The sequence below is a fragment of the Pseudomonas extremorientalis genome, from assembly GCF_024584605.1.
Classification (GTDB): Bacteria; Pseudomonadota; Gammaproteobacteria; order Pseudomonadales; family Pseudomonadaceae; genus Aquipseudomonas; species Aquipseudomonas extremorientalis.
Map to the genome: position 1 here is coordinate 3,122,121 of NZ_CP089519.1, position 14,415 is coordinate 3,136,535.

Annotated in this window: 12 protein-coding genes; 4 read left to right on the forward strand and 8 right to left on the reverse strand. The window is 58.7% G+C overall.

Annotated features, from left to right (window positions below; genetic code table 11):
- Positions 1 to 15 precede the first annotated feature (15 nt).
- Genes LUU92_RS13800 through LUU92_RS13810 form a run of 3 tightly spaced genes read left to right on the forward strand, consistent with a single transcriptional unit; the run spans position 16 to position 7,191 of the window.
- Positions 16 to 5,157, forward strand: coding sequence for an AAA domain-containing protein (locus LUU92_RS13800; RefSeq protein WP_257103807.1), 5,142 nt, complete (start codon positions 16 to 18; stop codon positions 5,155 to 5,157).
- Positions 5,150 to 6,172 (forward strand): hypothetical protein, encoded by a 1,023-nt coding sequence (locus LUU92_RS13805; protein ID WP_071488377.1) that lies wholly within the window; start codon positions 5,150 to 5,152, stop codon positions 6,170 to 6,172. Before LUU92_RS13800 ends, LUU92_RS13805 begins: the two co-directional genes overlap by 8 nt.
- On the forward strand, positions 6,169 to 7,191 hold the full coding sequence (locus tag LUU92_RS13810; RefSeq protein WP_257103808.1) for a hypothetical protein: 1,023 nt from the start codon (positions 6,169 to 6,171) through the stop codon (positions 7,189 to 7,191). Before LUU92_RS13805 ends, LUU92_RS13810 begins: the two co-directional genes overlap by 4 nt.
- Before the next feature lie 85 nt (positions 7,192 to 7,276).
- Here LUU92_RS13810 and LUU92_RS13815 read toward each other — a convergent pair whose 3' ends face one another.
- Positions 7,277 to 7,483, reverse strand: coding sequence for an RNA polymerase sigma factor sigma-70 region 4 domain-containing protein (locus tag LUU92_RS13815; protein ID WP_057010985.1), 207 nt, complete (start codon positions 7,481 to 7,483; stop codon positions 7,277 to 7,279).
- 191 nt (positions 7,484 to 7,674) lie between these two features.
- Here LUU92_RS13815 and LUU92_RS13820 point away from each other — a divergent pair, with 191 nt between their 5' ends.
- A complete protein-coding gene (locus LUU92_RS13820) occupies positions 7,675 to 8,763 on the forward strand; it encodes a hypothetical protein (RefSeq protein ID WP_257103809.1) in 1,089 nt (362 codons plus the stop codon).
- A 32-nt stretch (positions 8,764 to 8,795) separates the two neighbouring features.
- Here LUU92_RS13820 and LUU92_RS13825 read toward each other — a convergent pair whose 3' ends face one another.
- The 7 genes from LUU92_RS13825 to hxsD form a co-directional block, all read right to left on the reverse strand.
- Complete coding sequence (locus LUU92_RS13825) at positions 8,796 to 9,206, reverse strand: GntR family transcriptional regulator (protein WP_257103810.1); 411 nt, start codon at positions 9,204 to 9,206, stop codon at positions 8,796 to 8,798.
- 33 nt (positions 9,207 to 9,239) lie between these two features.
- Entirely contained in the window at positions 9,240 to 9,416 is a 177-nt protein-coding gene (locus tag LUU92_RS13830; protein ID WP_257103811.1) for a hypothetical protein, read from the reverse strand.
- On the reverse strand, positions 9,397 to 9,753 hold the full coding sequence (locus tag LUU92_RS13835; RefSeq protein WP_306459267.1) for a thioesterase II family protein: 357 nt from the start codon (positions 9,751 to 9,753) through the stop codon (positions 9,397 to 9,399). The genes LUU92_RS13830 and LUU92_RS13835 overlap by 20 nt, the downstream gene beginning before the upstream one ends.
- A 754-nt stretch (positions 9,754 to 10,507) precedes the next feature.
- On the reverse strand, positions 10,508 to 11,116 hold the full coding sequence (gene hxsA / locus LUU92_RS13840; RefSeq protein ID WP_019098273.1) for a His-Xaa-Ser repeat protein HxsA: 609 nt from the start codon (positions 11,114 to 11,116) through the stop codon (positions 10,508 to 10,510).
- The gene (gene hxsC, locus LUU92_RS13845; RefSeq protein WP_019098274.1) at positions 11,113 to 12,348 is read right to left on the reverse strand and encodes a His-Xaa-Ser system radical SAM maturase HxsC; all 1,236 of its coding nucleotides are present in this window, start codon (positions 12,346 to 12,348) and stop codon (positions 11,113 to 11,115) included. Before hxsC ends, hxsA begins: the two co-directional genes overlap by 4 nt.
- Complete coding sequence (gene hxsB / locus LUU92_RS13850) at positions 12,348 to 13,835, reverse strand: His-Xaa-Ser system radical SAM maturase HxsB (RefSeq protein ID WP_257103812.1); 1,488 nt, start codon at positions 13,833 to 13,835, stop codon at positions 12,348 to 12,350. Before hxsB ends, hxsC begins: the two co-directional genes overlap by 1 nt.
- Complete coding sequence (gene hxsD, locus LUU92_RS13855) at positions 13,832 to 14,131, reverse strand: His-Xaa-Ser system protein HxsD (RefSeq protein ID WP_019098276.1); 300 nt, start codon at positions 14,129 to 14,131, stop codon at positions 13,832 to 13,834. The genes hxsB and hxsD overlap by 4 nt, the downstream gene beginning before the upstream one ends.
- Between the last annotated feature and the right edge of the window lie 284 nt (positions 14,132 to 14,415).

Consider the following 14,415-nt stretch of genomic DNA (forward strand, 5'->3'; position numbering starts at 1 on the left):
ATGTTTAGGCGTCTCATGGAGTTGAGCAAGCGGTTGCGCAAGGATTTTGCTGCTGTACCGGTTTCCAAGGAACAGGTTCTGCGCCCGCTGGAGGTGCACCCTCAGGCAGGACTCGTCGCGAGTTTGCCCGCGAATGTGTTGGACTACTGGCACAGAGCGCTGATCGCCGATGACTTGGGTGGCCTGCAAGCCACCGATGTTCGCATTCCGTTGAAAAATTACGCGAGACTGGCCTGGCCCGACTTCAATCTTGGTTTCGGCACGCGCCCGGCGCTGGCGCTGGGCATTCTCACCGAGCGTGCCGCAGAGGCTCGGCGTAAACAGCAAGCGCAGGCGCTTGAGGCGTCAGAGGACGACGCAGAGGGTGAGCAGGAGGCGGACGAGCCGGATGACGATCCGCGCATTCCCATGGCGCTGGTGTTTCATCAAACCACTTCATCAAACGATGAGGTCCAGGTCACGTGGCCCGACCCGGATAAAAAGCCTGCGCCGGGCGCAAAAAAAAAACGCCTCAAGCCCGACCGGCTGAATATCGCGTTCTGGTTTCCTTTCGACCTGGACGACAAAAACCAAATATGCCTGCCACGCGACCCCAACGATTGCCGGCCGCGTGTGGTCCGCCAATGGCTTGAACCGCAGCCATTGATGGCGGTCAACGACCTGCCGCCGGCCATTGGCCACTTCGATTGCTATCGCGACGAGCTCAAGCTATTTCTCGCGACGTTGAGCCAAAGCGCCAATTTGAGCGGTTATGTCGACGCCTGTTTTGCCTTGTTCGCCCGCGTTCAAGCGGATGGGGTTGAGACGGGAATGGCGCCGATCACGGGGCAATGGGTTGCGGTGCCGCGACAGCCTGGCTATGCAACACGTGCGCTCGCCAACGTGTATGAAGCGATCCCCAATGCGCCGTCCATCGGCGCACTGGAGCAGCTCATAGGCGCCGGACGACACCGTTCGGCTGTCCAGGCAGGCGGCATGGCAGCGCCGCAGGTGACGATCCGGCACGTGGCCATGGTCGACAAGGCCACACACCTCGACAAGCCAGACGTCAATCGCGGCGCAGACCCCTTAAACGAATCGCAGCGCCGCGCATTGCACGCCCTCGGCCGGTTGGGTGAGCAGGTCGGGGTGGTTGCGGTCAGTGGGCCGCCGGGCACCGGGAAGACGGCCATGCTGCGTGCGATGATCGCCAACCAATGGGTGTTGGCGGCTTACGATAACCGCGAACATTGCCCCGTCACGTTTGTGTGCGGGGCGACCAACCAGAGTGTCGAGAATGTAATGGGCACGTTCAATGGTGCCGTAGGCAGGAAGCATGCCCTGGCACGTCGTTGGTTGGACCCTACGGGCAAGCCACTATTGGGTTTCACCGCCAGCGCACCGTCCAAGGCCAAGGGGAAAACCCATCGCAGCAAGTTCACCACGCTTGAGATCCGGCAAAAGCAGTTGCGCATCTTGGGCGTCGGGTCCTCCAGCCTCAAGCAATCGTACGAAGACGGTGTTGCGGCAGCCCTTGCTTTGGCGCGGCACTTTGAAGATGCCTTCCGCGAGCTGCCAGAGTTGTTCAATGCGTTGTTTAGCGTTGAGCAGAAACATCAGGTCAGTGATGCCACGCGTTTTATCTATCTCATGCAGAAGAGTGCTTCGACAACGCCTACGGCGTCGACCCTTTGCGAGCACTTGAACACGCTGACCCAGGTATTGCGCAGTGGGTTGGCCTCAGCAATCGAGCGCCAGGCTGACATCGACGCGTTGATCGAGCCCGGTGAACTGGCTGCGCGCTTTCCTAGTGAGGCATGGGCATCTTCCTGGGCCATCGACATCCTCGCGGATTTGCGCGTGGCCGCAACCCCCGAGGCGCGCCAGGCGCAGCAGCAGAAATTGCTGGATGTGGTGTGGCGGCCGATTATTTTCCAGTTGGCCGCGCGTTACTGGGAGACGCGTTGGCTGGCCAGTGTGATCGCAACCCCCGAGCCTGGCAGCCGAAAGAACGCACTCAGGCACGCAGCCATGCTGTTTCCGTGCATTGTCGCCACCTTGCACAGCGCCCCACGGTTACTGGGAGAGGGCCGTAGGCCGCTGTTCGCGTTCCTGGATTTACTGATTATCGATGAGGCGGGGCAAGCTGCGCCGGAGCTGGGTGTGCCGGTGCTTAGCCTGGCTAAAAAAGCCGTGGTGGTCGGCGATATGAAGCAGCTCTCCCCCGTGTCTTCGGTAACACCCGAGGTCGATGCGCGCCAGGTGCAGGACCGTTGGGCCGATCCGTCGTCTTTGGGCGCCTTGCTCGTGCGTGGCGCGGACTCCGCCACGGGTTCAATCATGAAGCTTGCCGCAACCGGGGCATCGTTTGCGGAGGCCATGCCGGACGGACGGCTACGGGACGGGCTGCTCCTGCGGGAGCACTACCGTTGTGCAGAGTCGATCATCAATGTGTGTATCGATTTGCTGTACCACGATCACGACCGTGATGCCGAGGGCGGGTTGCTCGGCAAAGAGTTGGAACCCAAAGTGCCCAACCCGCTGGCAGGGCTGTTCGCGGACGCCCAGTTGCCCTTGCTCGAGGGCGAAGCTGAAATGCAGTTGCGCAAACGCATGAAGGCAACGTTCCCGCTACCGCCGCTCGGGTTCTATCAGACCGGTGGCCCGAACGATGAGCCCTGCAAAGGCGACTCATGGTCCAACCCTGGAGAAGCCAAGGCCATCGTGGACTGGCTTAAAGAGCACGGACCGCGCCTGGCGAAGTGGGCCGCCAGGGTCGAAGGCCACCCGGAGCAGCCGATAGGGTTGGAAAAACTTGTCGCGGTCGTCACGCCATTTCGAGGCCAGGTCGAAGCGATAAAGCGTCGGGTACGCGAAGAACTCGACCCTGATGACGCTGACCTGAGTGAGCGTTTGACCATCGGCACGGTTCATACCCTTCAAGGGGCGGAGAAACCTGTGGTGTTGTTCAGTGCCGTGAATCGGGAAAGCCGCGCCAGCCGTCGAACCGATACCAATCATCGTGAGCGGGTGTTTATCGATCGTGACGATGGGCGCCTGCTCAACGTAGCGATCAGTCGTGCACAGAAAAGCTTCATTATGTTTGGCCATTCCGATCTGTTTTTTTCCCAGCAGGCGATGGACCCGAATAACGATTTGCCTTCGGCTGTGGTAGGACGATGCTTGGCCGGTGTGCGTGAGCCAGAGCATGAGCGGCTCACCTGCGCCCCGCGGGTGCCAGCGTGCAAGCTCGGTCCCGCCACGCTGATGGTTGTCGAATCCTTGCACAAGGCGAAAATCATTCAAGAACTGGTACCTGGCGGTACTCAGGTGTTCGGCTGTGGCGGTCATATTCGTGACCTCCCAGGCCCCGGTGCGATCAGTTGGCGTGATGGGTTAAAACCGCACTGGCAATTGAGCGAGCGCGAAGGCAGTGACCTGGCGGCGTCCCTACGCAATACCGGCAGCCGTTTACTGCAATGCACTGAGCTGGTGTTGGGGACGGACGATGATGCCCAAGGCGAAGCTATCGCCTGGCACATGATCCAGGTACTCAAGGAAGCACCGTGGTTCATGCATATCCAGAGGGTGCGTCGGGTAAGGTTTCATGCATTGACCACCCTCGAAATGGCCCGATCATTTGAGGAGGGTCGGTGTGTACAGGTCGAGGGCGCTACCGCCGACGAGCGAGCTGGCAGCGCTTGCCGGGCCTTGAATATGGGCTTGGCATATGGAGCCATTGCCCAGCGGGTGCTGGACAACCTCATCGGCTCGGTCTACATGCGTCACGGTATTGTCGGGGGCGGACGGGTCAAGGGGCCCTTGCTCAGGGTACTGGCGGGCCATGGTGACTCCCCGGGGTTACCCGGTAAACGGTTGGGTGTCGCGATAAACCTGAAAGTGAACGATACCCTCGTGCCGGCTCGCCTGATGGTGCGGCGCGGCAGCGAAGCCTGGCGCGCGTGGGGCAGTGACCGCACAGAGAGCGTTCACACCTTAATCGACCAACTGAGCGACGCGGTGGTTTCACCGACACCTTGCCTGCTCGAGCATGAGGACTTGCTGCTGGCACCTGCTCAAAGCCTGGGCACTAACCTGGTCCTGCAAGAGGCGTTCAGGCGATTTGGCTGGATGCCGTCGAGCACCATGAGCACGTTGCAAAAACTGTATGAGATGCGCGAGGGGCAGGACGAGCCCGAGTCAGCACCGAACGACAATGGTTGGGCTGCATTGGATGCGCAGGGGCGCCTGTTCCTTACCGAGTCCGGACGGCGCCAGGCAGATAAGGTGCTGAACAACCATTGGCTGAACACAATCAGCGCCAATGCGTTGTTGATGGCCTTCGACGATGCGCTGACTCACCTGTCCCAATTGCCGGATGCAGGGGAGGCGGACTACCTTGCGTTCGTGCACACCTGGGCGGCGCAGTTTGATGATCAGTGCGGCGCGCAGCCGGTTGCGGGCCCCCATGCACCAACGGTCGATGCGCAAGGCGCTGAGGTCGCGCTGTTTTCCCTGCAGCCCGCCGTCGAGCTGAATACGTGGGGCGCGCCTGCCGGTTCGCCTTCACCCGCTGAGGCCGAGCAGCACGACGATGATCCCGCGCCTGGTGCGCAAACCCACCCGGTTTCGGACGGCGGCCGCAGCGGTGCCCACGGAGCACTGGTGCCTCTGGACATCAGCCTGGAGGCCGACAACCCCAAGATGGCCGCGCTTACCCTGAGGCAGCGGCAACTTTACGACCTGATGTCCAAACTGATGTTGGCCTCTTCCCTGCGAGATGGACAGTTTCAGACTGTACGCCGGATTTACACCCTGACGTGGCCGGCTAAACCGGCTGTCCGGCAGGTTGAAATTGGTGTCGAGGTGATAACAGGCAAGCCGGGCAACTACCCAGGCTGGTTCACGCTGGACCCCGATGGCCTGCACCAGCACACGCGCAATTGGGCGTCGGCAGAGATGGAGGCAGTGCTCGATGAGCAAAGCCCTCGCTTGCAAGTGATAGTGCAAGACCACGGCATACGCACCCGCTCGCTGCTTGAGCCGACAGTCGATCATTTATTGGCGTGGATGCAAGCGCGTGGACACGGTAGGCCCTCGACATTCGGCAAGCACATCGATGATCTGGTACGTGGCAATACGTCGAACGCGCGCGCGGAGGGCACTGCCGATGAATAGCAGTTTTGCCGCCATGACCCTGATGCGAAACGCCTATGAGGCCGCATTGCGCGCCCCCTCGGACGCAGTTGCCCAGGCAGCGTTCGTCGCTGCGCACCAAGCGCAACAGCACACGTTCGTTGATTCATTCGACGTCGCGGGCATTACCTACCCGCGTACTGATGGGCACACACTGAGTGAGCGTGAAGCGCGCGAGGTGATTTCCAGAATCCTGTCCAACCCGGCGTACAGCGTATCGGACCTGCGGCCCAGCGTCATTGAAGCGGCCTACCCGCTACAGGCAGACGTGCTGCGTGCGGAAATCGAAGCCACGGTCGCGCGGGCCGATAAAATCAATGGGCTCGACTGGCGAACCGACGCGCTCGATGCCAGCACCAAGCAAGCGATGCGTGAACTGCTACGCATGCCCACCTTGGCGGGCGGCTACAAAATCATTTCTCAGGTCAGGTCCGCGGCCAACGCCCAGGTGTTGAATATCTACCGTGGCTACGATGCCGATCACTTGATCCCCGACAAGGCACTGCGAGGGTCACTGCACAGGGGGCAGTCTTTCAGCCTTGACCAGAGCTACGCGACGTTTATGCAGGATTCACAGAACAGAGGGTCGCAGCATAAATTTGTGACGGACGCCCAGAAACACACACGCAAACGGCTGCGCGGCGATCCGACACTGCTCGCGAAAAACCCAACGACTGGCGAGTACCTGGAGCATGTGCTTGAGTGGATGACCCATGTCTATACCACCGCGGATCTGGGTGTGGATGTGGCTGTCAGGAACAGTGGCCTTGCCAACTCGGATGAATTCAAACGTTTCAACGTCAAAGGTTTTGCCTTGGCGCAGGCAGGGTTCATGACGTGGAATGAACGCAAAAGTGTCGGCCGCGCTGTCGCCATGGTGCTCCTGATTGAGGCGCGTGAGTTCTACACGGCGGCCGGCTGGCCCATGGACAGGGAGTTGCCTTTGTTCTACGACGTACCTTCTACAGTGACCCAACAACCGGTGCCTGTGACATGAGCGACGACATAAACCCATCAACACCCGCCCATGGCGGCCGGCGCTACCAGCTTGCCGACCTGACAATGGCCGCCGGGGTGCCCTGGTTTGCCGTGCACGTGTCGGACGAAAGCGGTCATACATCGTCCTGGATTATCAGGGGGGAACTGGACGGTGAGCATTTACGCCTGCAACCACAGGTTTGGGTGCCAGATGCCATCCAGGCCATCGTCAGTGATAGCGACGGCCAAGTCTGGGCGATCACTAGCGAAGATGAGCTGATCACCAACACCGACCTTGGACAGGTGGCTGGATGGCGGCAGGTTACGCCCCATCCGCAGCTCAACGCGCGCGATGAGTGGTACTCCCGCACACTGGGTTATGTGGCCACGGATGGCCAGAGCGTGGAGCTTGCTGAATGCCTGTGTTGGGCAAGCGATGGCTTGTTGATCGGTACGTTCAGCCGCCGGTTGTATCGTTGGACATCGGGCGATGTTGCTCGCCTTGAACACGACGATCACATTGTCGGAACGCTGGGTGGTGTCAACAACATTGTCCAGACGCAAGACGCAATATACGCGCTGGGGTATGCGGGCCTGATCCTGCGTCGGCCGGTGGGCGGGACCTGGCATCGAATTGATGGACCATGGCCGACTGAGGCCGGCGCGTTCATCAATATGATTGCGGGTGTCGAAGGTCCGAGAGGGGAATTGTGGGCCATTGCGGCGGGCGGTTCGGTCGTCAGCGTTGCGGGTGATGTGACCCGCACCATTGCACAAGTACCCGGTGAGCCTCTGGGCATCACCCGTTTCCAGCGCCAGTGGTTCGTGTCGACCCTCGACGGTTGCTACGAACTACCGGGGGATGGTGACACGGTCCTGATCAAACGCGATATTTTGATGGGTAAATCGATTGATGCCGGGAACTGCCTAATTGCCGTCGATGCCGAGCCACAACACGCCGATCACGCGCAGGTCCACCTGTGGTTGCGCACCAGAAACCGCGATGCTTGGCTGCGCCCAATCATTTGCCGGGCCTGATTGAGGCGTTAAGGCGCAAGCGCGCGGGATACGGGCTTGCTTTCGAGGCGCAAGCCCGTGGTTTCACCTGGTCGGCCAGGCAGGCTCAATTGGTTTGTGGGCCGCGCCCGCGATGCGCGGTGATGCGGTTGTAAATGTTGGGTGCCGTGACCGCCATTTCTTTGCTGATCTCCGGGACTGAGTAGCCTTTGTCATAGAGATGTTGCAAGAAAGCGTCTTGGTCACGCCGGGCAAGCTGGCCGTAAAAGCCGCGATTTATTTCTTTCTGGATGCCTGAGAAAAAACCAAACATAGGGACCTCTGTATTCGACTCGCGTCATGTTGATGGTGGGAGGAGAAGGCGTGGCTTGGGCCGGTCCTTCTGTATGCAAGCCCCTTGTAAACCCCGGATTTGGAGTCTGAGTGAGCTAGCCGGTTGCAGGTTATTCACTCTGCTGCTTATCGGCCATCCCAACCTGGGTAGCACCCAGCATGGTGTGATTTATGCGAACAGACGAATACACGGATGACGAAGTCGAGACAAAGGACAAGTGGGACAAACTGTTCTGGATTGAACTTGCTAAGCGCAAAGAGCGCTTGGTAACCGGGGATGCACACCTGATGCTTGTTCAATTGCATGATCAAATAGCCCACGCCATCGATACACCCGGCCAAGTGATGGACGAGCCCATCGAAGGCATAAGGGGGGCTGCGGTCCTTTTGGACGCGTTTCAGTGGCAGTACGACCCGGCTGATGAGGCTGATGACGAACACCAGGCTCAGTTGTTGCGGGACACGATGAATCGCTTCGAAAGCCAGATTGATGAAGTTTGGTCAAGGTTGCAGTTCACGCGGGGCTTCCGACTTGCCGACCTAGCCGTAGAAAACGAACTTGAGCTGATGTGGGGTTGGTGGGTATTCATCAACTCTTCAGCCGGGCGTGAGAAAATGGGTATCACCACCGGAAAGTTCTCATACCATGGCAAGCAGAGCCGAATGGACGAGGACCATGAGCCGCCACGGATGATTGAGGTCCATACGTTCTATAACCGCCCCGGGCAGTCTCCCATCCCTGTTTCCAATCGCAGTGTCAGGAGCTTCACCACTGACGTGGATGAAGTGATCATCAACGGCAAACGGGTCACCGATAGTGTAATTGTGGTGTTTGACTCCGAAACTCCTGCGCCATCCAGAAGGGAAATTGTGAACGCCGCTTATTCCGGCAGAGGAATGATTCGGGCGCGGCGTTTAGCGGATGCCCGTGCAAAAGGCGATTACGCCAGACTGCAACGCTTGCTCGACGAACCGTCGCCGACCACGGATTTTGTCGACTTATTCGAGCCTGTACAGGCGCATAAATTGTTCAAGACACTCACCAGCGTTGCGCCGTTGATTCGAGGGCTATTCGCCTGGGATCTTCACCATGACCAGGGACTCAGCAAAGCGCAGGCCTGCCGAGTTACGGCGGAAAAACTACCTGGAATGGGCACTACCCCACGCAGCGTCAACAATGCGCTTATATCAGTGGGAAAAAAGATCAACGGCTACCAACCCGAGCAATTGCCTTGGATTTTTCAACGCTTTAGCGATTGAGGGTTCCGTCGCCGGAACCCGGTCGGGTTGAGCTAAGCAGCGCCGAATTGGGCGATACGCCGTTGTGCCAGCGCCTCGCCCTCGGCCTGCGTCGCCGCGGTTTCATAACGAATGCCAGAGGCTTGTTCGCCAATCTTGTCCATGGCATCGAAATGCGCACGACGCGCCTCATCGGCAAGCACGCTGATCAAGCTGATACACAAATGGCCAAAGGCCTCCTTGTGCGTCTTCAACCACAGGCTGCGCAGCTTGCGGTTGGCGTGGGCTTCGTCGTCCCCAGGTTCCAGGTAGATCAACACAAAGGGTACGCCATGGGCCATGACGGCCTCGATTTCGGCTTGACACTGTGCACCGTAGCCCGGTACGACCACGTCGTTGCGCACGATGCAGAGTGGAAAGCGGCTGATGTCGTGAACGGTAAAAGGGTGAATATCCAACGGCATGGCTAATCTCGATCCAGGTAATTAAAGGCTTATTCAGCGCGGTGGGTGTTGTAGGGCTTCAGACAGCCAGCCCAATAGCTGCGTGTGTTGCTGACGCAGGAAAAAGTGCCCGCCGTCCACCAGGCGCCAGTCGAAACCGGCTGCTGCGTGCCGTTTCCAGCGGCGCACGGCTTCCACCGTGACCAGGTGATCATCGCTGGCGGCAATCATCACCATCGGCACCGCCAGGGTCGTATCGGCTGCTACGCAGTAGCCTTCCGACAAGGCACTGTCGCGTGCCGCCCAGGTGTCGGACTTCGAGGGCGAAATCCTCCTCGCTGTAGTCCGACACTTTGCGCTGGATCGGCAAACTCGGCGCCGGGCACGCCATCAGGAACAGCAACTGCGGGTGGCGACCCTCGCTGGCCAAGGTCCGCGCCACCTCGAGGGTGATCTTGCACCCCAGGCTGCAACCCAGCAATGCCCAGGGTTTGTCGGTGTAGGGCCGGATCGCGTCCATGAGCTGGCGCATCAGTTGCGTCATGTCCTGAATGCTCGGTTCGGCGATGCGGCTTTCGCTGAAGGATCTACGAGTAAGCCTGTTCCGGGGAAAGCATTAACCTTGCTTTGGCGGGGTGGGCCATGAGGCTTATCTGATCGGTTTCAATGCCGACACGACTCGGTCATTAATACGGGGTCGGGCTGAGGGCTCATGTCTCCTTCAGTCCATTCATCCTCATCAATAGCCTGCTTGGCCTAAGGCTGGGGGCATCCTTTTCAAACCATCCAAAGCATGCCCTCAGATGTGCCCCCAATGTAGCAATCCACTGGAAGTGAATGGAGCTCCATGGTCTATGAAAAGGCAGAAATGATTAGCTGAACAGCCTGCCAGACGACGCCTAAAGACTCTCAGGGTCGCCGAAGAACATTTTGACTTGGCTCTAGAGCAGTAGTTAGAGCCTGAAAAAATAGAATTGTGCCCCCAGTTTTGCCCCCATTTGCACCGGGTGTGCGAGTGATCGCGCATGGCGATTTCTGAAGCGGGGTGGGGTGGACGTGACTGGTATTCAGTGCGCCTCCGTATACTGGATGACCAACCAGAATCCGGCAAATCCCTGGTTATTCGATGAGTCGATATGCGAACTACTTAGCCCACCGAGATGAGACATATGGTGTGACGTCTCTGTCTTCTACCGCCTGAAGCTTGAAGTACTGCCCTTTGGCTTCAGCGCATGGATGATGCGACATTGGGCATAAGCGGTGCCGTATGAGGTGCTCGGGCCTTGGTAGCCGGCGTCAAAAATCACATCAGCGCCAAAAACTTATGGAATCTTGATACCCAACGCATTCAGCGATGGTGTATCCATCCGGCCATTCACGGTCAGCCCACTGTCCATCTGAAAGGCCATCAACGCACCACGTGTCGCTTTGCCCATCACCCCATCAATGGAGCCTTGGTAATACTGTCGCACCATCAGCGCGGTCTGCACACGGGTGACCAGGTTGCTTTTCTGCTCATTGGTCGCGCGGCTCTTTGAAGTGCTCGAACTTGTCCCGCTGGTAGTGCCAGACGACTGATAAAGACTGTTGCTACTTGGGCTGCTGCTCGAAGCACTCGGCGCGCTGTAGCTTCGGGTACTGGTAGCGGGTGGACTGTAGTAGCGAGGTGCGCTATAGCCACCCGAGCCGCTGTAGTGAGAACTGTGCGAACTGTGAGACCGGTGTGAACTGTGTGAGCGATGTGCCGCATAGATGTTCACGGCGTCTGGCGCATTGAGCGTATCGGCAAATACCGGGGGCTGCAGCTTGTCGTTAGGCTGCCAGTTCGCATCGGCGAGCGGCATATGGCCCGTCTGTGCCAGGGCGGTACCTGCCATAGGCAGCAAACTGATCCCACTGATCAGGACTTTCCAGCGGTCAAGCAATTTCACTGTGCACTCCTTGCATAGGCGCTAAAGGCCTCGGTCGATAGTTGTTGTACGCCGCGGCTCTGCCAGCGGTCGGTGTGGGATTTGAAAAAGCCGGAGCAGTGGCTGACGGCAGCGCATTGCTGACAGGTATCGATGAACAGGTTCTTCCAGTCCGAGATGCTCTGGCGGGCGAAACGCGAGAGGTGGGCCGGGATCAGGCACAGGGGCAAGTTGTAGATCGAAACCGGCACTCCGCGGTTGAACAGGAAATACACTGCCTGGCTCAACGACTCCTCATAGTCCAGCGGGTCAATCCACAGCTCTTCATAGTTCTTCCTAGCCAGGCCGGTACTTTCGATACCCATCAGCGCAACATGCCGCACGAAGGGCAGGTTCCTGAACACGTAGTGGGCGAGCTCCGGCAAGCGTGGCGTGGTCAGGCGATTGAGCACCACGCGTATCTCGATGATCTGGTTGGCACGCGCCAGGTTGTAAAGACCTTGCAGGGTTTCGCTAAACGCGCCGGGAGCCTGCACCACATGGTCATGGTCTTCGGCATTGTCGGCATACAGCGGAATACCCCAGCTCAACTGAGGGTGGTCGATAGTAGAGAGTGCTCGGATCCAGCTCGGATCTTTGAACAGGCGACCATTGCTGAGCACATGAATGGATTTCTGCGGCAAAACGGCTTTGCACTTGGCCAGAGTTTCGAGTAGGCCGTCGCGATAGAGTGTTGGCTCGCCGCCGCTGATGCCCAGGTTTTCCTCGCCCGGGTCCATCAGGTCGATCAGCCGAAGGTTTTCCTCGATGTGCCAACGGTCATCGATATCTTTGGGCGGCTGCGAGCACATCAGGCAGAGGCTGTTGCAACGATCGGTCATGAACAGCAGGTTGCTGTCCGAGCCTCGTCGATACAGCACTCGTACCAAAGCGTTGCCTGGTGTGATGGCAATGACATCGCCGGGCTGCACGACATCCGCATCTTTGGGTGTGTGCAGGTGTAGCCGCTCGCTGTCGAAGTCGCCAATCAATGGCTCTGGGGTCAGGAATCCACCCACGGGCAATGAAAGCAGGTTCGGGCTCCGCAGCCGTTCTTGGTTTGGCAGCCAAAGCAGCAGCTCACCGACCTCAGCGTTTCCGGCACATACAGCCAGGCCTTGTTCGATAAACTCATCCAGGGTGATGACTTTGAGCAGCTTTGGCTCATCCAGGTGATGGATTTCGAAATGGGTATCTTTGCGCAGCATCGCCATCAGCCCCTGTAACCCGGGAACCGAACATCACTGTAGGAGCGCCTGTTCAACCAGGACAACAACACCCTCTGCGCGTTGTCGTCGCCATCGCGAAGCAGGCCGAATAAATGCTTCAGCAGTCCCATGTTCTTCTTGCAGAAGCTGCTGAACACCCGGTGTCCGATTGGGTCACCTTGGCGCGCATAGTGTTCAATGGGGTCTGCGCCGCAGTAGGGGACCAGTGCGCAGTCCGAGCAGCCCGGCAGTGCCTCCGCAACACCACTGGCAAGCAATGCCTCCATGACGGGCGATGCCAGTAGTTCAGACAAGTGTTGCTGTACGGTGCCGAGCCTCAAGCCATCTTCACCCATCTCCAGTAACATTCGGGCTTCGTCCGAGGGATAGACATAACCGTCATAGTTGTAAACCAACACCGCAGTGCCTGCGCCAGCAGGGGAGCGCAGGTCCACATAGCCGGAGGAGAAGGGCGTGAGGATGTTCTTCAGCAGCAGGCTCGTGTAACTCTCCGACAGGTACACGCCCTGCTGGTTGATACGCAGCAAATAGTCCAGTGCCTTCTTGTAGAAGGCCAGGTATCGCTCAATCGGATAATCAAGTCGATGGGCACTCTTGGTGGCAAACCCATAAGGGCTCAGAGGCCGAAGCGAGATGCTGGAGAAGCCCTGGCTTACATACTCATCGATGATCGCTTCAGGTTGTTCGAGGCTTCTTGAAGTCAGCGTGGTCAGCGCGGAAACTGCATCATGGCCAAGGCGCTGACGGACCCACTGGATGCCTTTTACAGTGCGTTCGTAGGAGTCTCGTGACGGGGTAGGGCGGTTGGCATTGTGCAAGGGCGCCGGCCCATCGAGCGAGGTCGAAAATTGGATGCGATTTTGTTCTGCGAAGTCGAGTATCTCCTCCGTCAGGTGGTGCAGCGTGGTGGTGATGACGAACTGGATATCCCGTTGTTCGACCACGTTCCGTTCAGCGACCCATTCGACAATCTGGCGGACGCGCTCGAAGGCCAGAAGCGGCTCGCCACCCTGAAACTCCACAGTCAGGGCGGGAGCGTTCGATTCGAACAGGCGATCGACCGCCGCCTGTGCATCCGCTTCCGACAGGTCGTGGCCGGATCCTCCCAGAGGGGCTCGCGACACCTGGCAGTACTGGCAGGTGTGGTTGCAGCGCAATGTAACCACGAACAAGTGCAGTGCAGGGCCCTGGAAGAGGAAGTCCTTGCGGCTGCGATACTGTGCGGCCATTTCCGGGAACGGGTCGTGGCGGCCTGGTTCGTAGATGAAGTGGCGGGCCAGCAGGTCCTTGTAAAAAGGCGTACTTGCTTGAACGTCGAAGTAACTGAGAGCTCGTAATTGCGCGTCGTTCACGTGCATGTACTCACCGGTATCGGAGGTGAGCAGGATGTCACGGTCATGTCCCGTGTTCATGCGCATGAATCGAAAAGGCAGCAAGCGGTAGTGCTTGGCGTCTGTCGCAATCAGTGTCACTGCGAAACCCCACATCCAGCGAGTGCGGCTCGGGCCAGGACTTCGCGCAACCCTGCTGTTTCGCGGTTGATATGGTCGCGTAGGGCGAAGTCGTTCAGATGCTGGAGGATCAGCGAGTGAGCCTGCTCCGGGGAAAGCGTTAGCCTTGCTTCGGCGGGGTGGGCCGTGAGACTTATCTGATTGGTTTCAATACCGACCTGGATCGTGACAGTGTCGGCAAGGGAATAAGCGGCGCGTTGCACCACGCTAAGCGGGTAGGCTGCGCTGTCGAGTTTCAGCGTGACTGGCCATGTCATCGGAACCGGTCCTTCAAATCCGTTGGGAACGTGTGGATTTTGCCGGTTGACGAGGCATTATGCCATCATAATTTTTTACATTTGCACGCATTTGTCCAGCGTGGTTGGTGGTGCGCTCACTGCGGCTCGGCCATTGATACGAGGTAGGGCCGAGGGTTCATATCTCCCTCAGTCCACCCATCCTCATCAATAGCCTGCTTGGCCTCAGGCTGGGGGCATCCTTTTCAAACCATCCAAAGCATGCCCTCAAATATGCCCCCAATGTAGCAATCCACTGGAAGTGA